Annotated in this window: 20 protein-coding genes; 6 read left to right on the plus strand and 14 right to left on the minus strand. The window is 71.6% G+C overall.

The window, feature by feature from the left end; all coding sequences use genetic code 11:
- From ACZ3ZE_RS21010 to ACZ3ZE_RS21025, 4 genes are all read right to left on the minus strand, one after another.
- Positions 1-546 carry an RNA 2'-phosphotransferase gene (locus tag ACZ3ZE_RS21010; protein ID WP_467260094.1) on the minus strand — a complete coding sequence of 182 codons (546 nt, stop codon included), beginning with the start codon at positions 544-546 and terminating at the stop codon, positions 1-3.
- A gap of 107 nt (positions 547-653) precedes the next feature.
- On the minus strand, positions 654-1589 hold the full coding sequence (locus tag ACZ3ZE_RS21015) for a MerR family transcriptional regulator (protein ID WP_363290548.1): 936 nt from the start codon (positions 1587-1589) through the stop codon (positions 654-656).
- 68 nt (positions 1590-1657) lie between these two features.
- Positions 1658-3436, minus strand: coding sequence for an SDR family oxidoreductase (locus ACZ3ZE_RS21020; RefSeq protein WP_467260097.1), 1779 nt, complete (start codon positions 3434-3436; stop codon positions 1658-1660).
- On the minus strand, positions 3433-4293 hold the full coding sequence (locus tag ACZ3ZE_RS21025) for a M24 family metallopeptidase (protein WP_361168196.1): 861 nt from the start codon (positions 4291-4293) through the stop codon (positions 3433-3435). The genes ACZ3ZE_RS21020 and ACZ3ZE_RS21025 overlap by 4 nt, the downstream gene beginning before the upstream one ends.
- Positions 4294-4533: 240 nt before the next feature.
- Between ACZ3ZE_RS21025 and ACZ3ZE_RS21030 the strand changes: the two genes are divergently transcribed.
- The 4 genes from ACZ3ZE_RS21030 to ACZ3ZE_RS21045 are packed head-to-tail and all read left to right on the plus strand — an operon-like array spanning position 4534 to position 8028.
- The gene (locus tag ACZ3ZE_RS21030; protein WP_361169058.1) at positions 4534-5490 is read left to right on the plus strand and encodes an ABC transporter ATP-binding protein; all 957 of its coding nucleotides are present in this window, start codon (positions 4534-4536) and stop codon (positions 5488-5490) included.
- The gene (locus ACZ3ZE_RS21035; RefSeq protein WP_363290550.1) at positions 5487-6383 is read left to right on the plus strand and encodes an ABC transporter permease; all 897 of its coding nucleotides are present in this window, start codon (positions 5487-5489) and stop codon (positions 6381-6383) included. The genes ACZ3ZE_RS21030 and ACZ3ZE_RS21035 overlap by 4 nt, the downstream gene beginning before the upstream one ends.
- Positions 6380-7294, plus strand: a complete 915-nt coding sequence (locus tag ACZ3ZE_RS21040) for an ABC transporter ATP-binding protein (protein WP_363290551.1) — start codon at positions 6380-6382, stop codon at positions 7292-7294. The genes ACZ3ZE_RS21035 and ACZ3ZE_RS21040 overlap by 4 nt, the downstream gene beginning before the upstream one ends.
- A 14-nt stretch (positions 7295-7308) precedes the next feature.
- Positions 7309-8028, plus strand: coding sequence for an ABC transporter permease (locus tag ACZ3ZE_RS21045; protein ID WP_363290552.1), 720 nt, complete (start codon positions 7309-7311; stop codon positions 8026-8028).
- A gap of 72 nt (positions 8029-8100) precedes the next feature.
- Here ACZ3ZE_RS21045 and ACZ3ZE_RS21050 read toward each other — a convergent pair whose 3' ends face one another.
- The gene (locus ACZ3ZE_RS21050; RefSeq protein ID WP_361168184.1) at positions 8101-9375 is read right to left on the minus strand and encodes a CynX/NimT family MFS transporter; all 1275 of its coding nucleotides are present in this window, start codon (positions 9373-9375) and stop codon (positions 8101-8103) included.
- A complete protein-coding gene (locus tag ACZ3ZE_RS21055; protein WP_361168181.1) occupies positions 9372-10052 on the minus strand; it encodes a FadR/GntR family transcriptional regulator in 681 nt (226 codons plus the stop codon). The genes ACZ3ZE_RS21050 and ACZ3ZE_RS21055 overlap by 4 nt, the downstream gene beginning before the upstream one ends.
- Before the next feature lie 144 nt (positions 10053-10196).
- Here ACZ3ZE_RS21055 and lpdA point away from each other — a divergent pair, with 144 nt between their 5' ends.
- Together lpdA and ACZ3ZE_RS21065 are read left to right on the plus strand one after the other, a co-directional pair.
- Complete coding sequence (lpdA, locus tag ACZ3ZE_RS21060; protein WP_361168177.1) at positions 10197-11600, plus strand: dihydrolipoyl dehydrogenase; 1404 nt, start codon at positions 10197-10199, stop codon at positions 11598-11600.
- A 109-nt stretch (positions 11601-11709) separates the two neighbouring features.
- The gene (locus ACZ3ZE_RS21065; protein WP_467260099.1) at positions 11710-12312 is read left to right on the plus strand and encodes a rhomboid-like protein; all 603 of its coding nucleotides are present in this window, start codon (positions 11710-11712) and stop codon (positions 12310-12312) included.
- A 121-nt stretch (positions 12313-12433) separates the two neighbouring features.
- On the opposite strand, the gene ACZ3ZE_RS21070 is transcribed toward ACZ3ZE_RS21065, so the two are convergent.
- The 8 genes from ACZ3ZE_RS21070 to ACZ3ZE_RS21105 form a co-directional block, all read right to left on the minus strand.
- Complete coding sequence (locus ACZ3ZE_RS21070; RefSeq protein ID WP_361168171.1) at positions 12434-13240, minus strand: HAD family hydrolase; 807 nt, start codon at positions 13238-13240, stop codon at positions 12434-12436.
- Entirely contained in the window at positions 13237-14526 is a 1290-nt protein-coding gene (gene serS / locus ACZ3ZE_RS21075; RefSeq protein ID WP_361168168.1) for a serine--tRNA ligase, read from the minus strand. The genes ACZ3ZE_RS21070 and serS overlap by 4 nt, the downstream gene beginning before the upstream one ends.
- A 395-nt stretch (positions 14527-14921) precedes the next feature.
- Entirely contained in the window at positions 14922-15857 is a 936-nt protein-coding gene (gene pheA, locus ACZ3ZE_RS21080) for a prephenate dehydratase (RefSeq protein ID WP_361620933.1), read from the minus strand.
- A 38-nt stretch (positions 15858-15895) separates the two neighbouring features.
- Positions 15896-17254: an iron uptake transporter deferrochelatase/peroxidase subunit gene (efeB, locus tag ACZ3ZE_RS21085; RefSeq protein ID WP_467260102.1), complete on the minus strand. Its 1359-nt coding sequence runs from the start codon at positions 17252-17254 to the stop codon at positions 15896-15898.
- Between the two features lie 5 nt (positions 17255-17259).
- The gene (locus tag ACZ3ZE_RS21090) at positions 17260-19245 is read right to left on the minus strand and encodes a copper resistance protein CopC (RefSeq protein ID WP_467260105.1); all 1986 of its coding nucleotides are present in this window, start codon (positions 19243-19245) and stop codon (positions 17260-17262) included.
- A 23-nt stretch (positions 19246-19268) separates the two neighbouring features.
- Positions 19269-19724 (minus strand): copper chaperone PCu(A)C, encoded by a 456-nt coding sequence (locus tag ACZ3ZE_RS21095; RefSeq protein WP_361168159.1) that lies wholly within the window; start codon positions 19722-19724, stop codon positions 19269-19271.
- Positions 19721-20464 (minus strand): SCO family protein, encoded by a 744-nt coding sequence (locus tag ACZ3ZE_RS21100; RefSeq protein WP_361168156.1) that lies wholly within the window; start codon positions 20462-20464, stop codon positions 19721-19723. Before ACZ3ZE_RS21100 ends, ACZ3ZE_RS21095 begins: the two co-directional genes overlap by 4 nt.
- A gap of 30 nt (positions 20465-20494) precedes the next feature.
- Positions 20495-21241, minus strand: a complete 747-nt coding sequence (locus tag ACZ3ZE_RS21105) for a YcnI family copper-binding membrane protein (protein ID WP_361168153.1) — start codon at positions 21239-21241, stop codon at positions 20495-20497.
- Between the last annotated feature and the right edge of the window lie 132 nt (positions 21242-21373).

A 21373-nucleotide genomic window follows, 5' to 3' on the forward strand; every position in this document is an offset into this window, starting at 1 on the left:
TCAGGCCGGGAAGCGGATGAAGTGCGCCGGAACGGCGTCGGTGAGCCAGACGCCGTTGGCGCTGACGTGGAAGACGTGGCCGGCCCGGTGCATCGCCCCGGCGTCGACGGCGAGCACCACGGGGCGGCCGCGGCGGGCGCCGACGCGGGTGGCGGTCTCGCGGTCGGGCGAGAGGTGCACATGGTGGCGGGCCATGGGGCGCAGGCCCTCGGTCCGGATGGCGGGGAGCACGGCGGCGACCGTACCGTGGTAGAGGTACGCGGGTGGTGTGGCGGGCGGCAGGTCCAGGTCCACCTCGACGGTGTGGCCCTGGCTGGCGCGGATGCGCGTCCCCTCGATCGCGAAGCGCTTCTTGTCGTTGGCGGCGACGACGTGGTCGAGTTCGGCTCGGGTGATCGGGAAGCCGTGCGCGGCGGTGGCCCGCAGGAGCGCGTCGATCTCGGTCCAGCCGTGCGGGTCGAGGGTGAGGCCGATGCGTTCGGGCTGGTGGCGGAGGTGTTTCGCCAGGTACTTCGACACCTTCACGGTGCGTTTCTCGTCGTTCATGAATTCATTGAAGCCGCAGGTTTGATCCACAGCCAAGTGGGTTTATCCACAGGGCAATTGACGATTCTGTGGACAACGACCCGATGTCCCCAGGTGAATTGACCGATTTAGGCGTCATTCTTGGCATTTGAGGCAAGGGTGTCCAATGTTCTTTTCTGTACCTCTCGTTCGGTGGCCGCGGCGATGAACGCCGGCACGTCCTGCGGGCCAACGAGCCGCTGAACGGCCCGAATCGTCTCCGCGGGGAGCGCCACCGCGAGCGGCTCCTGGCCCCTCGGCAGCGGGGTGTCCGCCGCGAGGTGCTGCTGGAGGTGGCGGGTCGCGAACAGGCGCATCGCCCGCGCGAGTTCGGCGTCGACCGTCTGCTGGGCGAGCGGGCGCAGCCGCCGCACCAGGGTCGCCGCCTCCGTCGCGTCGGCGTCCGTCGGCGGGCGGTGCTCCAGATAACGGGCGAAGACGTGCTCGGTCGTGAACTCCAGGAAACGGGAGGCGATGTGCTCGACCTGGCCGCGAAGTTCCCTCAGATGCCCCGTGATCGCGGGCAGCGGGACGCCCGCCGCGTACAACTCGGCGGCCACCGCCAGCTCTTGAGGGCTGGGCACCAGGTACTCCTCGGTGTCCCGGCCGGGGACGCGCTCCAGGACGCCGAGCTCTATCGCCTCCCGGACCGCGTCCTCGTCGGGCCGGCCGCCGAAGCGCGCGTCGAGCTCGGCCCGCGAGATCCGGTCCGCCTCCTCGTCCGTCCACGGCCCGTCGACCTCGGCGACCAGACCGAGCACCCCGCCGAGACCGCGGCCGGCGTCCCAGGCCTCCAGGAGCTCCTTGATGGAGGCCAGGGTGTAGCCGCGGTCCAGCAGGTCCGCGATCTGCCGCAGCCTGGCCAGATGCGTGTCCCCGTACACGTTCGACCGGCCGCGCCGCTCGGGGCGGGGCAGCAGACCGCGGTCCTGGTAGGCGCGGATCGTCCGGACCGTGGCCCCGCTGTGATGGGCCAGATCCTCGATCCGGTACTCCGGCTGTGCTGCCTGCTCCGACGAATGCACCGAGAACCCACTCCCACCGACCGCTGCCTTCTGCCCTGCGAGGGATCGTACGACCGCCCGCCCCGTCGTTACGCCGGCGGCTGCCAGCGGGCCAGCGCCCGCAGCAGGCCCGGGGAGAACCGGGAGGCCAGATGGGCGCCCCGGGCCTCCGGGGTCACCGGGACCACGGCCTGGTCGCGCAGCACCGCGCGCAGGACCGCGTCCGCGACCTTCTCCGGCGGGTAGTTGCGCAGCCCGTACAGCCGGGAGGCCTTCTTCTGGCGCCGCTTCTCCTCCGCCTCGTCGGTGACGCCGGCGAACCGGGTCGTGGACGTGATGCCGGTGTTCACGATGCCGGGGCAGATCGCCGAGACCCCGATGCCCTGGTCGGCGAGCTCGGCCCGCAGGCACTCGCTCAGCATCAGCACCGCCGCCTTCGACGTGCTGTACGCGGGCAGGGCCCGGGAGGGCTGGAAGGCCGCCGCGGAGGCCGTGTTGACGATGTGGCCGCCCTGGCCGCGCTCGGCCATCTGCGCGCCGAACAGCCGGCAGCCGTGGATGACGCCCCACAGGTTGACGTCGAGGACCCGCTTCCACTCCTCGCTCGTCGTCTCGAAGAAGGAGCCGGTCAGGCCTATGCCCGCGTTGTTGACCAGCACGTCGACCACGCCGTACTCGCTCGCCACCTTCGCGGCCAGCTTCTCCATCGCCGCCTCGTCGGCGACGTCGGCGGTCTCGCCCCAGGCGGCGGGCGCGCCGATCAGCCGGGCCATCTCGGCCGTACGGGCCGCGCCCTCGGCGTCCCGGTCCACCGCCACGACCCGGGCGCCGGCCTCCGCGAACGCGAAGGCGGTGGCCCGGCCGATGCCGCCGGCCGCGCCGGTCACCAGGACCAGCTGGCCGCCGAAGCGCTCCGCGTACTCCGGCCGCACCCCGCTCTTGGCCGCCGTCTTCGGCGCCTTGGTCGCCGGGTCCTCGTTGGCCTCGACGAACTCGGTTATCCAGGAGGCCAGTTGGTCGGGCCGGGTGCGCGGCACCCAGTGCTTGGCCGGCAGGGTGCGCCGGGTCAGGTCCGGCACCCAGTCGGCCAGGTCGTCGTAGAGCCGCTCGGAGAGGAAGGCGTCCCCGGTCGGGGTGATCAGCTGCACCGGCGTGTGCGCGTAGGCGTCGGCGCGCGGCCGGGAGAGCCGGGCCCGCACGTTGTCCCGGTAGAGCCAGGCGCCGTGCGCCGCGTCGCTCGGCAGCGACGGCGTCGGGTAGTCGCCCGCCGGGATCCGCTCCAGCCGCTCCAGGAGGCGCGGCCAGCGCTTGCCGAGCGGCCCGCGCCAGGCGAGCTCCGGCAGGACCGGGGTGTGCAGCATGTACACGTACCAGGACTTGGCGCCCTGGCCGAGGAGCTGGCCGACCCGGCGCGGGGTGGGCCGGGTCATCCGGCTCTTGATCCAGTGCCCGAAGTGGTCGAGGGACGGGCCGGACATCGAGGTGAAGGAGGCGATCCGGCCCTCGGTGCGCGGGACCGTCACGAACTCCCAGGACTGCACCGAGCCCCAGTCGTGGCCCACCAGGTGGACCGGGCGGTCCGGGCTGACGGCGTCGGCCACGGCCAGGAAGTCGTCCGTCAGCTTCTCCAGCGTGAACCCGCCGCGCAGCGGGGTCGGCGCCGTCGACCGGCCATGGCCCCGGATGTCGTACAGCACTACGTGGAACCGCTCGGCGAGGCGGGCCGCGACCTCCGACCAGACCTCCTTGGAGTCCGGGTAGCCGTGCACCAGCAGCACGGTCGGCCGGGTCTCGTCGCCCAGCTCGGCCACGCACAGCTCGATCCCGCCCGTGCGGACCCAGCGCTCCCGTGCCCCGTCGGTCGTCACGCCGCCACCTCTTCCTCGTTCCAGCGCCGCACGTGCGGCAGGTCGTCGTCCAGCCAGAACGCGCTCTGCTCGGGGTCCCGGGAGTCGGTGACGACCAGGATCTCCTCGAACTTCGCGCCCGTACCCCGGAATCCGAGGTGCGGCTCGACCGCCCACAGGCCCGGCCTGGGCGGGTGGTCGGAGAACCTGTACGGCGACCACAGCGGCGACCAGCCGTCCCGGTGGCCGTGCAGGGCGTCGCTCGCCAGGCCCTTGAGGGACTGGGTGCCGAAGCCGAACAGCGTCGGCGACCAGCGGCGCTCCTTCACCCGGTCGATCTTGTGGGCGATGACGCCGAAGGGATAGGCCCGGTGCCGGTTCGCGTACCCCTGGCGGACCATCAGGCGGTCCACGTCCTCGTAGATCTCCCGCAGCGTGCGCTGCTCGCGCACCTCGCGCAGGATCAGCTCGCGGTGCTCCCTGAGGTCGGCGAGCAGCTTGTCGTGGACGGGGTTGAGGCCCAGGGAGCCCGAGTAGCCGATGTCCGCCGTGTAGCCCTTGTACACCGGGGCCATGTCGAGGATGAACGGCATCCCGGCCTCCAGCCGCCGGTTCGTCGGGAAGAACTGGAGCGGGATCTTGAAGTCCACGAAGGCCGTGCGGTCGCCGAACCAGGCGAACGGCCGGTGGAACCAGTCCCGCACCCCGCGCTCGTACAGCCACTCCCGCTGCATCCGGGCCGCGTCCCGCTCGGTCACACCCGGTTTGAGCTGGGCCGCGACGGCCTCCGCGCACTCGTACGAGAGGCGCTGCACCTCTCTGAATCCGCGCAGCTCCGCGGTGAGCTCACGCGTCCCTGCCGTGCCTGCTGAGGTCATGCCACCCGCCCGTCCCGTGTGAGCGCCCGGCGACGCTACGCGTACGTAACTTGACATCGATGAATGTGACAATGCTCGGCGGCTGCGTCAAGGGGTCCGGCGCAGCCTGTGGAAAACCCGTGGCCGGAACGACTTTGGTCTCGACTCCCCTACGGGCTTGTACGTCTGGAGTCGGAGAGGGATCGAGCCGTTGGGCTGACGACCCGTGTGGCGCAGACCACTACCGTCGTAGGCGTGACTGTGATCGCGACCGAAAGCCTCAGCAAGCGGTTCCCCCGGGTGACCGCTCTCGACCGGCTCTCCCTGGACATCGGGCCCGGTGTGACCGGACTGGTGGGCGCCAACGGAGCCGGCAAGTCGACGATGATCAAGATTCTTCTTGGTCTGTCCCCGGCCACGGAGGGCCGCGCCGAAGTCCTCGGACTCGACGTCGCGACCTCCGGCGCCCAGATCCGTGAGCGTGTCGGCTACATGCCGGAGCACGACTGCCTGCCGCCGGACGTCTCGGCGACCGAGTTCGTCGTCCACATGGCGCGCATGTCCGGCCTGCCCGCGACCGCCGCCCGCGAACGGACCGCGGACACCCTGCGCCATGTCGGCCTGTACGAGGAGCGCTACCGCCCCATGGGCGGCTACTCGACCGGCATGAAGCAGCGCGTGAAGCTGGCCCAGGCCCTCGTCCACGACCCGAAGCTGGTCCTCCTCGACGAGCCGACCAACGGCCTCGACCCGGTCGGCCGCGACGACATGCTCGGCCTGATCCGGCGCGTGTGGACCGACTTCGGCATCTCGGTCCTGGTCACCTCGCACCTCCTCGGCGAGCTGGAGCGCACCTGCGACCACGTCGTCGTCATCGACGGCGGGCAGCTGCTCCGCTCCAGCTCCACCAGCGACTTCACCCGCACCACCACGACCCTCGCGGTCGAGGTCACCGACTCCGACGCCCACCCCGACGGCACGGAGGCGCTGCGCGCCGCCCTGACCGCCGCCGGAGTGACCCTGCACGGAGGGACGGAGGAGGGCCTGCCGGGCGCCGGGCACATCCTGCTCCTGGAGGCCCCGGGCGAGGAGGTCTACGACCTGGTCCGCGACACCGTCGCCGACCTCGGCCTCGGCCTGGTCCGCATGGAGCAGCGCCGGCACCACATCGCCGAGGTCTTCAAGCCGCAGCAGCAGGAGGAGGTGCCGACGCGATGAGCTCCCAGGCCCCCGAGAACACCCAGATCCACAACATCGGCTACCGCGGCTACGACGGCCCGCGCCTCGGCCGCTCCGCCGCGCGCCGGGCGCTGTTCTCGCAGTCGCTGCGCGGCGCGTACGGACTGGGCCGCAGCGCCAAGTCCAAGGTGCTGCCGATGCTGCTCTTCGCCGTGATGTGCGTGCCGGCGCTGATCATCGTCGCGGTCGCGGTCTTCACCAAGTCGTCGAAGCTGGCGATCGAGTACACCCAGTACGCGATCTTCCTCCAGATGGTGATCGCCATCTTCGTGGCCTCCCAGGCCCCGCAGTCGGTCTCCCGCGACCTCAGGTTCCGCACCGTCCCCCTCTACTTCGCCCGCCCGATCGAGCGCGTGGACTACGTGCTCGCCAAGTACGGGGCGATGGCCTCCGCGATGTTCATCCTCACCGCCTCCCCGCTGCTGATCCTCTGGATCGGCTCGCTGCTCGCCAAGATGGACTTCGTCGAGCAGACGAAGATGCTCGGCCAGGGACTCGTCTCCGTGGCGCTGCTCTCGCTGCTCTTCGGCGGCATCGGCCTCGTCATGGCGGCCCTCACCCCGCGCCGCGGCTTCGGCGTCGCCGCCGTCATCGCCACCCTGGTGATCTCGTACGGAGCGGTCTCCACCCTCCAGGGCATCGCCTACGGCACCGACAACATCGGCGCGGTCAAGTGGATCGGCCTGTTCTCGCCGATCACCCTCATCGGCGGCGTGCAGGACGCCTTCCTCGGAGCGCCCACCGCCGCCCCGGGCGGGGAGGCAGCCGCACCCGGCACCGCGGTCGGCGCGCTCTACGTGCTGGTCGTCCTCGCGCTGATCGCCGGTTCGTACGGCGTGCTGATGCGCCGCTACCGAAAGGTCGGGCTGTGACAACCCTGAACATCGACCACGCCTCGCGCTGGTTCGGCAACGTCGTGGCCGTCAACGACGTCACCATGACCGTCGGTCCCGGGGTCACGGGCCTGCTCGGCCCCAACGGCGCCGGAAAGTCGACGCTGATCAACATGATGGGCGGCTTCCTGCCCCCCTCCACCGGCACCGTCACCCTCGACGGCGAGGCGATCTGGCGCAACGAGTCGGTCTACCGGAAGGTCGGCGTCGTCCCCGAGCGGGAGGCGATGTACGACTTCCTCACCGGCCGCGAGTTCGTCGTCGCCAACGCGGAGCTGCAGGGCCTCGGCGACGAGGAGGCCCGCCGGGCCCTCGCCACCGTCGAGATGGAGTACGCCCAGGACCGCAAGATCTCCACGTACAGCAAGGGCATGCGGCAGCGCGTGAAGATGGCTTCGGCCCTCGTCCACGAGCCGTCCGTGCTGCTGCTCGACGAGCCCTTCAACGGCATGGACCCGCGCCAGCGCATGCAGCTGATGGACCTGCTGCGCCGGATGGGCGCCGAGGGCCGCACGGTCCTGTTCTCCTCGCACATCCTGGAGGAGGTCGAACAGCTCGCCTCGCACATCGAGGTGATCGTGGCCGGACGGCACGCCGCCTCCGGCGACTTCCGCCGTATCCGCCGCCTCATGACGGACCGGCCGCACCGCTACCTCGTCCGCTCCAGCGACGACCGGGCCCTGGCGGCGGCGCTCATCGCCGATCCGTCGACGGCCGGCATCGAGGTCGACCACACGGCCGAGGGCGGACTGCGCGTCCAGGCCGTCGACTTCGGGCGGTTCACCGCACTGCTGCCGAAGGTGGCCAGGGAGCGGGGCATCCGGCTGCTCACGGTCTCGCCCTCGGACGAGTCCCTCGAATCAGTCTTCTCGTATCTCGTAGCGGCCTGAAAGGAGCCCGACCGATGTACAACCCCACAGTCGCCCGGCTCACCTACCGGGCCCTCCTCGGCCGCCGACGGGCGCTGATCCTCTTCCTGCTGCCCGCCATGCTGATCCTGATCGCCGCCGCGGTCCGCCTGTTCAACGGCGCCGACGACCAGGTCGCCGCCGACGTCCTCGGCGGATTCGCGCTGGCGACGATGGTGCCGCTGATCGGTGTCATCGCCGGCACCGGCGCGATCGGCCCGGAGATCGACGACGGCTCGATCGTCTACCTGCTGGCCAAGCCGGTGAAGCGGCCGACGATCGTCTTCACCAAGCTGATCGTCGCCATCGCCGTGACGATGGTCTTCTCGGCCGTGCCGACGTTCATCGCCGGATTCATCCTCAACGGCAACGGGCAGCAGGTGGCCGTCGCCTACACGGTGGCGGCCCTGGTGGCCTCCATCGCGTACAGCGCGCTGTTCCTGCTGCTCGGCACGGTCAGCCGCCACGCGGTCGTCATCGGCCTGGTCTACGCCCTGGTCTGGGAGGCCCTGTTCGGCTCCCTCATCGCGGGCGCCAAGACCCTCAGCGTCCAGCAGTGGGCACTGGCCCTCGCTGAGAAGGTCACCGGCGACGGCCTGGTCACCTCCGACGTGGGCCTGCCGACCGCGGTGGTGCTCCTGGTCGCCGTGACGGTCGCGGCGACCTGGTTCGCCGGCCGGAAGCTGCGGACGATGACGCTGGCGGGCGAGGAGTAACCCGCCCCCGGGGAGGGGTGCACCGCCCCTGGATCCCGCCCCCGGATCCCGTCCCCGGAGCCGTACGTGTCCTCAGACCGTACGGTTCCGGGCCGCGAGCAGGCCGACCGCGAGGGCCGCCGCGCACACGCCGAGGACGGCGACGATCGGCGTCGTCCAGGAGCCGGTCGCCTGGTGCAGGGCGCCGGCGGCCAGCGGGCCCGCAGCGGCCATCAGATAGCCGACGGTCTGCGCCATCCCGGACAGCCGGGCCGCCGTCACCGCGTCGCCCGAGCGCAGCACGATCAGGGTGAGCGCGAGCCCCACCGCACCGCCCTGGCCCACGCCGAGGAGCCCCGACCAGAGCCAGGCGCCCTCCACCGGGGCCACCATCAGCCCGGCGTAGCCCGCCGCGACCAGCGTCGTGACCAGCACGATCAGCGGGCGCTGGCTGCGCATCCGGCCGGCGAGCAGCGGTACGGCGAAGGCGCCGGCCACCTGGATCAGGTTGTTGAAGGCGAAGACCACACCGGCCGTGGAGCGGCTCATCCCGTGGTCCGTGAAGATCGTCGGCATCCAGGCGATCAGGACGTACGACCACAGCGACTGCAGCCCCATGAACAGCGTCACCTGCCAGGCCAGCGCCGAGCGCCACACCGACCGGACGGGCTTGGCGGCCGGGCTCCCGGCCCGCACCTCGTGCCCGGTACGGCCCCGGGCGATCAGCACCTGCGGCAGCCAGGCCAGCGCCGCCACCGCGGCGAGCAGCGACCAGAAGCCGAGCGAGGCCTGCCAGCCGCCGAGCGCCCGCTCCAGCGGCACCGAGGAGGCCGCGGCGAGGGTGGCGCCCGCGATCATCGCGCCCGTGTAGACGGAGGTCATCGAGGCGGCCCGGTCCGGGAAGTCCCGCTTGATGAGGCCGGGCATCAGGACGTTCAGCAGGGCGATGGCGGTGCCGGCCAGGACGCCGCCCGCGTACAGCGCGGCCGACGAGGGCAGGACCCGCACGAGGATGCCGACGCCGAGCAGCAGCAGCGCCGCGAACAGCACCCGTTCCGCGCCGAAGCGGCGCCCGAGCCAGGGCGCGACGAGCGCGCCGAGGCCCAGGAAGAGCACCGGCACCGAGGTCACCAGGGAGGACGCGGCCGCCGACAGGCCGTACGCCTCGGACATCTCGCCGACCAGCGGCGACACGCTCGCCAGCGCGGCCCGCATGTTGAGCGAGGCCAGCACGATCCCGACCATGAGCACCGCCGGACGGGCGAGCAGGGCCCGCCGGGCCGCCGTCCCCGCCGCGGAGGGCCGTACGTCCGCCTCGGCGTCGACGAGCAGGGGTGCCACGGGTGCCCCGGAGGTCTCCCGGCTCACCGCGACTCCTCCGTCAGGGCCGCGACCGTCTCCATGGGGAGCCGCAGCAGTTCGCGCGTCTGCGCCTCCGCCGCGTCCGGGTCCGCCGCCTCGATCGCCGCGACCAGCGCCTCGTGCGCGTCGATGTCGACCGGCGGCATGGCGTGGTCGCCGAGCGCCTCGGTCAGGGACTCGTGGACCTGGGCGGAGAAGAAGCGGTACACCTCGCGGAAGGCCGTGTTGTGCGTGGCCTCGACGATCGCGAGGTGGAAGGCGACGTCGGCGCCGGCGTCCCGGTCGCCCCGCTCGCGCAGGCCGGTCAGGGCGGCCCGCAGCCGCAGCAGGTCATGGGTGTCCCGCCGGACGGCCGCCAGGCGCGCCGCCTCCGCCTCCAGGGCGACCCGGAGCTCCAGGACGTCCAGGGCGCCCGCGTGCCGCACCCCGCGCAGCACGGCGGCGGGGTCGGCGGTGGACCTGACGAAGGTGCCGTTGCCCTGCCGGGACTCCAGGAGCCCGGCGTGGACCAGGACGCGGACGGCCTCGCGCACGGTGTTGCGGCCGACGCCGAGGAGTTCGGCGAGCTCGTGCTCGGTCGGGATGCGGTCGCCGACGGCCCATTCGCCCTCGGCGAGCTGGGTCCGCAGCTGTTCCACCACGGAGTCCACCAACGAGACCCGTCCCGCCGCCTTCAGCGCCATCACCGCTCCACCAACTCCTTGATTCGCCCGGTTGCCCAGTCATCCTACAACTGTGCTCCCGACTCTCCCCGCCCCTCCGCAGCGGCGGGACTACTGTGGGCTCGTACGCGGACCGAACACCCTCACCACCCTCGGGAGTCAGTCATGTCAGACCGCTTCGACGTCGTCGTACTCGGAGCTGGCCCCGGCGGCTACGTCGCCGCCATCCGCGCCGCCCAGCTGGGCAAGCGGGTCGCGGTCGTCGAGGAGAAGTACTGGGGCGGTGTCTGCCTGAACGTCGGCTGCATCCCCACCAAGGCGCTGCTGCGCAACGCCGAGCTCGCCCACATCTTCAACCACGAGGCCAAGACCTTCGGCATCAAGGTCGACGGCACGGTGACCTTCGACTACGGCGACGCCTTCGCGCGCAGCCGCACGGTCGCGGACGGCCGCGTCAAGGGCGTCCACTTCCTGATGAAGAAGAACGGCATCACCGAGTTCGACGGCCGGGGCACCTTCCTCGACGCGAACACGCTCCAGGTGAACAAGGCCGACGGCACCGCGCAGACGATCACCTTCGACCACTGCATCATCGCGACCGGCGCGACCCCGCGACTCCTGCCGGGCACCGCGCTGAGCGACCGTGTCGTCTCCTACGAGCAGCAGATCCTCGCCGAGGACGCCCCCAAGTCGATCATCATCGCCGGCGCCGGCGCGATCGGCATCGAGTTCGCGTACGTGCTGAACAACTACGGCACCAAGGTCACCATCGTCGAGTTCCTCGACCGCATGGCCCCGCTGGAGGACGAGGAGGTGTCCAAGGAGCTCGCCAAGCAGTACCGCAAGCTGGGCATCGACGTCCTGACCTCCACCCGCGTCGAGGCCATCGACGAGTCCGGCCCGCAGGTCCGCGTCACCGTCACCGGCAAGGACGGCGCCCAGAAGGTCCTGGAGGCCGACAAGGTCCTCCAGGCCATCGGCTTCGCCCCGAACGTGTCCGGCTACGGCCTGGAGAACACCGGCGTCGCCCTGACCGAGCGCGGCGCCATCGAGGTCGACGGCCGCTGCCGCACCTCCGCGCCGCACATCTACGCGATCGGCGACGTCACCGCGAAGCTGATGCTCGCGCACACCGCCGAGGCCATGGGTGTCATCGCCGCCGAGACCATCGCGGACGCCGAGACCATGGAACTCGACTACGTGATGATCCCCCGCGCGACCTACTGCCAGCCGCAGATCGCCAGCTTCGGCTACACCGAGGCGCAGGCCCGCGAGAAGGGCTACGACGTCAAGGTCGCCAAGTTCCCCTTCATGGCGAACGGCAAGGCGCACGGCCTCGGCGACGCGACCGGCTTCGTGAAGATCGTCGCCGACGCGAAGTACGGCGAGCTCATCGGCGCCCACCTCATCGGCCCCGACGTCACCGAGCTGCTGCCCGAGCTCACCCTGGCGCAGCAGTGGGACCTCACCGTCCACGAGGTCGCCCGCAACGTGCACGCCCACCCGACGCTGGGCGAGGCCGTCAAGGAAGCGATCCACGGCATCGCCGGACACATGATCAATTTCTGAGGTTCCTCCCGTATGTCACCCGGCTCCGGGTGATAGGCACGGATATGTGCCACGCGAAACCTCTCCCCATGCCCCGGGTGGCGAACCGTCCCGGCCGATCAGGTCGTGGGTGCGTTCGTCACCCGGTACGCATGTCTGGCTGGCCGTCATCGCGATCACCAGCCTGTTCATCGCGCTCTCCTCGGACGGCCTGGAGCACTATCTGCTGCACCGCAACAGCAGCAATCTCCACGAGCTGTCCCGCCACCCGATGCGGGCGCTGCTCGGCAGCGCGTTCTGGATCGAGAACCCGGAGAGCCTGCTCCTGTACGCGGTCCTCTTCGAGTTCTTCCACGCGCCCGTCGAGCGCTGGCTCGGCACGGCGAAGTGGCTGGTCGTCGTCGCGACGGCGCACATCGCCGCCACCCTCATCAGCCAGAAGGTCGTCCTGGAGGAGATCCAGGACCACGACGTGCCGCGCAGCATGGCGCACGTCGTCGACATCGGGGTGAGCTACGGCCTGGCCGCCTCGGTCGGCATCCTGACCTACCGGCTGCCGCGCCCCTGGCGCTGGTTCTACCTGGCGGGGGCGGTGGCCTTCTTCGCGGCCCCGCTGGTCTCCACCCACACGTACACCGATCTGGGGCACGCGATCTCGCTGGTCATCGGGCTCGCGTTCTGGCCGCTGAGCCGGCACCCACGGACCGGGGAGGACCCGGCGCACCCCCGATAAACCGGTGGTCCGCGCGCGGCCGTCCGGCCCACACTGGGGGTACGGAAACGGGGCGGCCGCTTCGAGCGCGCGGGGGCGAACCGCGCGGGCCGCCCCGCTTCTCACGTCGTGCGTCGCGCGCTCAGGCGCTCAGCAGGCGCTCCAGGACGAGCGCGATGCCGTCCTCCTCGTTGGACGCGGTCACCTCGTCGGCGACCGCGCGCAGCTCCGCGTGGGCGTTGCCCATCGCCACGCCGTGCGCCGCCCAGCCGAACATCGGGATGTCGTTGGGCATGTCGCCGAAGGCGATCGTCTCCGCGGCCTTCACGCCGAGCCGGCGCGCGGCGAGCGAGAGGCCGGTCGCCTTGCTCAGGCCGAGCGGCAGGACCTCCACGATCCCCGGGCCCGCCATGACGACGTCCACGAGCCCGCCGACCGTCTCGCGCGCGACCCGGGTCAGCTGGTCGTCGTCGAGCGTCGGGTGCTGGAGGTACAGCTTGGTCAGCGGGGCCGCCCACAGCTCCGCCGGGTCCTCGTACGGGACGTACGGCAGCGGGCCCTCCTGGACCCGGTAGCCGGGGCCGATCAGGACCTCGCCCTCCAGGCCGTCGCGGCTCGCGGCGAGGGCCAGCGGGCCGACCTCGGCCTCCAGCTTGGACAGGGCGAGGCCGGCGAGCTGCCGGTCGAGGGTGAGCGAGGTCAGCAGCCGGTGCTCACCGGCGTGGTAGACCTGCGCGCCCTGCCCGCACACCGCGATCCCCTCGTAGCCGAGGTCGTCGAGGATGTGCCGGGTCCAGGGCACCGCCCGGCCGGTGACGACGATGTGCGCGGCGCCCGCCTCCGTGGCGGCGACGAGCGCGTCACGCGTACGGCCCGAGACGGACTCGTCGGCCCGCAGCAGCGTGCCGTCGAGGTCCGTCGCGACCAGGCGGTAGGGGAAGGTGCTCACTTGGAGATCGGCTCCAGGACCTCACGGCCGCCGAGGTAGGGGCGCAGCACCTCGGGCACGCGCACCGAGCCGTCCGGCAGCTGGTGGTTCTCCAGGATCGCCACGATCGTGCGCGGTACGGCGCACAGCGTGCCGTTCAGGGTGGCCAGCGGCTGCACCGTCTTCTTGCCGCCCTGCTCCTCGCGCATGCGGACGGAGAGGCGGCGGGCCTGGAAGCCGTCGCAGTTGGAGGCGGAGGTCAGCTCGCGGTACTTGCCCTGGGTCGGGATCCAGGCCTCGCAGTCGAACTTGCGGGAGGCGGAGGAGCCCAGGTCGCCGGTGGCGACGTCGATCACCTGGAAGGGCAGCTCCAGGGAGGTCAGCCACTGCTTCTCCCAGTCGAGGAGCCGCTTGTGCTCGGCCTCGGCGTCCTCCGGAGCGACGTACGAGAACATCTCGACCTTGTCGAACTGGTGGACGCGGAAGATGCCGCGGGTGTCCTTGCCGTAGGTGCCGGCCTCGCGGCGGAAGCACGGCGAGAAGCCGGCGTACCGCAGCGGCAGCTTGTCGGCGTCGATGATCTCGTCCATGTGGTACGCGGCGAGCGGGACCTCGGAGGTGCCGACCAGGTAGTAGTCGTCCTTCTCCAGGTGGTACACGTTCTCCGCGGCCTGGCCGAGGAAGCCGGTGCCCTCCATGGCGCGCGGGCGGACCAGCGCGGGGGTGAGCATCGGGATGAAGCCGGCCTCGGTGGCCTGGGCGATCGCCGCGTTGACCAGGGCGAGCTCCAGGAGCGCGCCGACGCCGGTCAGGTAGTAGAAGCGGGAGCCGGAGACCTTGGCGCCGCGCTCGACGTCGATGGCGCCCAGCGCCTCGCCGAGCTCCAGGTGGTCCTTGGGCTCGAAGCCCTCGGCGGCGAAGTCGCGGATCGTGCCGTGCGTCTCGAGGACGACGAAGTCCTCCTCGCCGCCGACGGGCACGTCGGGGTGGACGATGTTGCCGAGCTGGAGGAGGAGCGCGCGGGCCGTCTCGTCGGCCTCGTTCTGCTCGGCCTCGGCGGCCTTGACGTCGGTCTTGAGCTGCTCGGCCTTCTGGAGGAGCGCGGCTCGCTCCTCGGGGGAGGCCTTGGGGATCAGCTTGCCGAGCGCCTTCTGCTCGGATCGGAGCTCGTCGAAGCGGACGCCGGACGACCTGCGCCGCTCATCGGCGGAGAGCAGGGCGTCGACGAGCGCGACGTCCTCTCCACGGGCGCGCTGGGAGGCGCGAACACGGTCGGGGTCCTCACGGAGCAGGCGAAGGTCAATCACCCCACCAGGCTACCGGTGCGCGATCGTGCGGCCCCACTCGATAAGGACTTGCGTGTCGCTTTGCCCTAATTGCTTTGTTTTTCCATGATTTCCCCTTCGGGCTTCCGGGGAGATCTTCCAGGGCTTCCCCCGGGGTTCTCCACAGGAATGCGAAACTCCGGAGGGTTATCCACAGGCTGTGTGGAAGATCTGTGGACCAAGCGGGGGCTCCGGCATTTTCCCACTCCTTCGAGTGGGAATACCTCGCCCCAAAGGGTGGGCCCCCGGAGCAGGGGTGACGACGATTTGTCGACTGTGCCGGACATGCGACAGGACGCGGTGGACGCGCTTGTCGACTTGTCCCCAGGTCGAGTCGCAAGCCTGTGGATAACTTTGTGGGCACCGGCCCCGCGGGGCTACGCCCGGCCGTCCTGGGCCCGCGCCAGCCAGTCCGAGGCGTCCGTGAACTCCCCGTCCGAGGTCCCCCGCCGCAGCGGCCGTACGTCCTCGACCGCCACCCCCGCGCGCGGATACGAACCGAGGAAGCGCACCTTCGGACAGATCCGCTTCAGCCCCATCAGCGCCTCGCCGACCCGCCGGTCCGAGATATGGCCCTCGGCGTCCACCGCGAAGCAGTAGTTGCCGATGCCCGCGCCCGTGGGACGGGACTGGATCAGCATCAGATTGACCCCGCGCACGGCGAATTCCTGGAGGAGTTCGAGAAGCGCGCCCGGGTGGTCCTCGCCCAGCCACAGCACGATCGAGGTCTTGTCCGCACCCGTCGGCGCCGCGGGCCGGGCCGGCCGGCCCACCAGGACGAAACGTGTCTCGGCGTTCTCCGCGTCGTGGATCTCGGTGACCAGGGCCTCCAGGCCGTACGTGGCCGCCGCGAACTCGCCCGCGAAGGCCGCGTCGAAGCGCCCTTCCTGGACGAGCCGGGCCCCGTCCGCGTTGGACGCGGCCGACTCCCACAGCGCCTCCGGCAGATGGGTCCGCAGCCAGTTCCGCACCTGCGGCTGGGCCACCGGGTGCCCCGTGACGGTCTTGATCTCCGACAGCTTCGTCCCGGGCCGTACGAGCAGGGCGAAGGCGATCGGCAGCAGCACCTCGCGGTAGATCATCAGCGGCTCGCCCGAGGCCAGCTCGTCCAGGGTCGCGGTCACCCCGCCCTCGACCGAGTTCTCGATCGGCACGAGCGCGGCCGCGGCCTCGCCGTTGCGGACGGCGTCCAGCGCGGCCGGGACCGAGACCATCGGGACGAGCTCCCGCGTCGCGGCCTCGGGCAGCGTACGCAGCGCGGCCTCCGTGAAGGTGCCTTCGGGACCGAGATACGTATACCGGGTGGCTGACATACGGTCACCCTAATGGGCGCCGGTCACCCGCGGCGTGCCTACGACTCCAGCAGCCGCTGGCCCACGTACTCACCCTCCGCAGCCCCGCCCGGCACCGCGAAAAGCCCGCTCGCCTCGTGCCGGACGAACGGCGACAGCGCGTCGCCCCGGTCCAGCTTGCGCTGCACGGGCACGAAGCCCCGCAGCGGATCCGCCTGCCAGCAGACGAAGAGCAGACCGGCGTCCGGGGTGCCGTCCGCGGCGATCCCGTCGTGGAAGGAGAAGGGCCGGCGCAGCATCGCCGCGCCGCCGTTCTGTTCGGGGGCGGAGATCCGGGAGTGGGCGTTGTCCGGGATGACGGTCCTGCCGTCCGGGCCGATCTTGTTCAGATCCAGCGGGGTGGTCTCGCTCCCGCCGGTCAGCGGCGCCCCGTCCGCCTTGCGGCGCCCGATCACCTTCTCCTGCTTGTCCAGGGACAGCTTCTCCCAGTCGTCCAGCAGCATCCGGATCCGCCGCACGACCGCGTACGAGCCGCCGGCCATCCACTCCTGGAAGCCCTGAGAGCCCTGAGAGCCCTGGGCGTCCTGGGCGCTCTGCGGGACGAAGATCCGGCGGTCGAAGTCGGTGTCCGCCGGCTTCGGGTTGTTCGTGCCGTCGACCTGGCCCATCAGGTTCCGGGCGGTCATCGGCCGGGCCGTGGCACCGGCCGAACGGTTGAAGCCGTTCATCTGCCAGCGCACCCGCGCCGCGCCGTCCGCGTCCTTCTGGAGCGCGCGCAGCGCGTGGAAGGCGACCAGCGCGTCGTCGGCGCCGATCTGCACCCACAGGTCGCCCTCGGAACGCTTCGGGTCGAGCGCGTCGGAGGAGAAGGCGGGCAGCGGGTCCAGCTGTCCGGGGCGGCGCGCGGTGAGCCCCGTGCGGTCGAAGAAGGTGCGGCCGAAGCCGAAGGTCACGGTCAGCGAGGAAGGTCCGGCGTCCAGCGCGATGCCGGTGTCGCCGGTCGAGGGCTTGCCCGCCATCAGCGCCTTCGCCGTGGCCGACCAGCGGCGCAGCAGCGCGGCGGCCTCCTTGCGGCCCGCGCCCGGGGCGAGGTCGAAGGCGACCAGATGCCCCCGGGCCTGAAGCGGAGTGGTGATCCCCGCTTGATGTTTCCCGTGAAACATCACCTCGGTCGAGCCGACCGAGGCCAGCGCGGGAGAGCCGCCGGAGCCCGCGCCGGCACCGCCCCCGTCCTCCGACGAGGCGAAACCGGCACCGCCGGCCGCGCCGATCAGCAGACCGGTCGCACCCGCGGCGCCGACGGTGCCGAGCAGCCGCCGCCGGGAGATGTCGAGGTGGTCGCCGGTCGCGGAGGCGTCCGCGGGGTCCGCGGAGGCGTCCGCGGGGGCGTTCGCAGGGGCGTTCACGGGCTTGTTCACGGGGCTCAGCCGATCTTCACGTTCTTGTCGATGGTGGTCTGGTCGATCTCGGACGTACGCACGGTGACCTGCATCTGCCACTCGCCCGCCATCGGGAGCTGCACGCTGGAGGCCGTCCAGTGGCCGGTCTGGATCCGGTCCGGCAGCACCGGCAGCGGGCCGATCTGCTTCTCCTTGAGGGTGAAGGCCACCTTCACCTCGGGCACGTCCAGGGGCCGCCCGTTGGGCCGCAGCACGAAGATGTGCAGCGCGTTGGCGCCGGTGCGCCCCGGGGAGAGGGTCAGCTGCACGGTGCCCTTGCCGTCCACGCCACCTGTGTCGAAGGGCAGCCGGACGTCGATCGGACGGTTGGGCACGGCGGAGGAACCGGACGACGCCTTGAGGCGGCCCGCCTCCTCCTCCGTACGGGCCGGCTCGGTCGAGGTCAGCACGGTCGTCACGGCCAGGAGCACGACCGCGACGGCCGCCTCCGTCAGCACCGAACGGCGCAGCCCGGCCCGCTCGGGGTCCGCGTCCCGCTCCCGCTTGCGCCGAGCGGTGGCGACGGCGGCCCGCTGCCGCGCGAGCTGCTCGGCACGAGCGGCGTCGACCCGGTCGGTGTCGTCGGCGTCCCTACCTCCGTCGGCGGCCTCGGAGGCGGTGCCCTCGGCGCCCTCGGAGGCATCCACCTCCCAGGAGGCGTCCACCTCGTCAGCGACGTCTGTGGCCTCCGGGGTCTCAGAGGCCTCCGGGGTCTCCGAGGCCTCCGCCGCCTCCCCCAGCCGCCGCACCCACCGCCGCGACACCCAGGCGATGCCCACGAGGACGGCGACCAGGCCGATCTTCACCAGGAGCAGCTGCCCGTACCGCGTGTCCGTCAGCGCCGACCAGGTGCCGACCTGCCGCCAGGACTGGTAGATCCCGGTGGCGACGAGCACGACGACCGAGCCGAACGCCAGCTTCGAGTACCGCTCGACCGCCGCCCGTCCGACCGACGGCGCCCGGTACAGCGCGACCAGCAGCGTCGTCAGGCCGCCGAGCCAGCCGGCCACCGCCAGCAGGTGCAGGATGTCGACCGGCATGGCGATGCCCGGCTGGAGCCCGGTCGAGGCGTGCTCGGCGAGCGCCCAGGTGCCGGCGATGCCGGCGGCGACGACGGTGCCGCCGAGCGCGAGGCCGAAGGTGAGGTCCTTGAGTTCCTTCTCGTCGGTGCGCCGGGCGTACGCGCCGAACAGCACGGCCACGAACAGCGCCGCCGCGCCGAGGAGCAGCAGCCGGGAGGAGAGCGCCGCCCCCGTCTTCGTGGCCAGGACGGCCTGCAGCCCGGCCAGGTCGAAGACGTCGGCCAGCTTGCCCGAGCCGGTGTACGGGTTGCGGAGCAGCAGCATCGCGAGAGTGGCGCCGGTCAGGGTCAGCCAGCCGCGGACCACGAGCCGCTGCACCGGCCGGACGCCCGCCCCGCGCGGCCAGCAGGCCAGGACGAAGGCGCCGCCGCCGACGAGGACGACGAAACCGGCGTACGAGAGGTAGCGCGCGATCCCGTAGAGCGCGCCGACGATCCCGCCGCCCGCGGTCTGTTCGGGCAGGGCGACGGAGGTGGTGGAGGGCGCTCCGACGGAGAAGGTGAAGGCGCCGGAGACGGGGTGGCTGTCGGCGGAGACGGTCTGCCAGGCCACCGTGTAGGTGCCGTCGGGCAGTCCGGGCAGCAGCTCGACGCCGTAGCGGACGATCGAGCCGCTGCACATGTCACGGATCTCGCCGGTGTCTGCCCGCTTCCCCGAGGGGTCGAGGACCCGGATCGAGTCGGCGCCCATGGCGACCTGCTCGGAGAAGGTGAGGTTGACGTCCTTGGGAGCGGTGGCGACCACCGCCCCGTCCTGCGGGTCGCTGCCGGTCAGGGCCGCGTGCGCGGACGCGGGGCCCGCGGTGGCGAGCAGCGTGCCCAGGAGCGCGGCCACGACGAGCAGCAGCCGGGTGAGGGCGTGCCCGAGGCGCGGGGCGGTGGTGGTCATCGTCCTGTTCTCCCTCGACTGGCTCAGTGCTGCTTCGGGTCGTGGTTCGGCGCCTCGACGGGAAGGTCGACCTTGACGGGGCCGGACTTCTCGAAGTGGAGCTCGATGCTCACCTTCTCGCCCTGCTTGGGCTGCTTCTTCAATTCCATGAACATGAGGTGGTTGCCCCCGCGTTCCAGCTTGAGCTCGCCGTTGGCCGGGATGTCGAAGGCCTTCACCTGCTGCATCTTCTGGTTCTTCGTCTCGTGCATCGTGACGTCGTCCGAGAGACCGCTGGTGACGGAGGTGAGCTTGTCGGCGACGTCGCCGTCGTTGCTGATGGTGAGGAAGCCGCCGGCCATGTCCATCACCGGCTGCGGCATGAACGCGCCGCTCACCTTGAGTTCGGGCTTGTCGTCGCCGGAGGACGAGCAGCCGGTCAGGGCGAGCGCGGCGGCGAGGGCGACGGAGGCGGTCAGGGCGGTGGTGCGGCGGTTCACGGGTTCTCCCCCTTGATGAGCTTCGGCAGGTCCTTGGCGTAGTCGTCGGCGCTGGTGCTCTCGCCGTAGAGGACGTAGCCCTGGTCGGTGGTCGGCGAGAACGCGATCACCTGGGCCCCGTGCATGGAGACGACGGTGCCGTTCTCCTTCTTCGCCGGGTCGATGCCGATGCCCATGGAGCGGGCGCCCGCCTGGATCGTCTTGAAGTCGCCGGTGAGGCCGACGAAGGACGCGTCGCCGGCGGCGGGCAGCCACTTGCCCAGCTCGGCGGCGGTGTCCCGCTCGGGGTCGGTGGTGACGAAGACGACCTGGAGCTTGTCCTGGTCCGCCTTGGGGAGCTGCTTGCGGGCGATGGCGATGTTGCTCATCGTCAGCGGGCAGACGTCGGGGCAGTGGGTGTAGCCGAAGTAGACGAGCGTCGGCTTGCCCTTGGTGGCCGCGCGCAGGTCGTACTTCTGGCCCTTGGTGTCGGTGAGGACGAGGTCGGGCTTGGTGAACGGCCGGTCCAGGACGGTGGCGGCCTTGTCGCTGTCGGTGCCGCCGGAGACCTCGGCGACCGGCCCGGTGGTGGTGCCGGGCTTCTTGTCGTCGCCGCCGCCGAGACCGACGGCGGCCGTGATCCCGAGCGCCGCGACGATCGCCACGGCGGCGGCGATCAGCGGGGCGCGGCGGCCGGGGCGGCCGCCGTCCTTCGCGGCGTCGGAACCGGACTTCTGAGCAGCTGTCTTGCTGTCGGACATGGTGATTCTTCCGGGTCGATGGATCGGCCGTCAGGCCGAGCGGCGGCGTCCGGCCAGGACGCCGAAGGCGATGCCGGCGAGGCCCACGAGGATGCCGACCACGCCGAGGACACGGGCCGCGCTGTCGGTGGAGCCGGCGGCCTCCTTCTCCTTGTGCTCGCCGGCCTTCTCGTCGTGGCCGGCCTTGTCGTCGGCGGCCGGGGCGGCGCCGCCGTGGTGGTCGGCGGTCGCCGCGGACAGCTTCAGCACCGGGGCGGGGTTCTCGGGCTCCGGCGCGCCGTCCTTGGGCTCCTCGATCCAGCGCACGACCTCGTTGTTGTCGTAGGTCTGGATGGCCTTGAGGACGAGCCGGTCGGTGTCCTCGGGCAGCTGGCCGAGGGAGAGCGGGAACTGCTGGAACTGGCCGGGCCCGATCTTCGAACCGTCCGCGGTCCAGGTGACCTTGGCGACCGCCTCGTTGATCTTCTTGCCATGCAGCTCCAGCGGCTTGGCCAGCTTGGCCTTGGTGACCTCGACCTTCCAGCCGGGGACCGGCTGCGGCATCACGGAGGCCAGCGGGTGGTCGGTGGGGAAGTTGACCTCGACCTTGACGGTGGAGGCGTTGTCGCGCTCGTTCGGCACCTTCACGTTGACGGTCGCGTAGCCGCCCTTGGCGGCCTCGCCCTGCGGCTGGACGCCGACGTGCGCGGAGGCGGTGCCGGCGAGCAGCAGGACGGAGGCGACGGCGGCACCGCCGGTGAGGACGGCGCGGGAGACGTGGGTACGGGAAACGCTCATGGCAGAAGACACTCCAGCTCGGAGGAGAGGTCGGAAGCGGACGACCGGACACGGCGTCACGTCACCGCGTGAGGCGCGGCGGCGGATCGACGGGCTGCCGGACCGACGGGCCGACGGTGGTGGTCGGCGGTG

This window comes from Streptomyces sp. NPDC023157, from assembly GCF_055560575.1.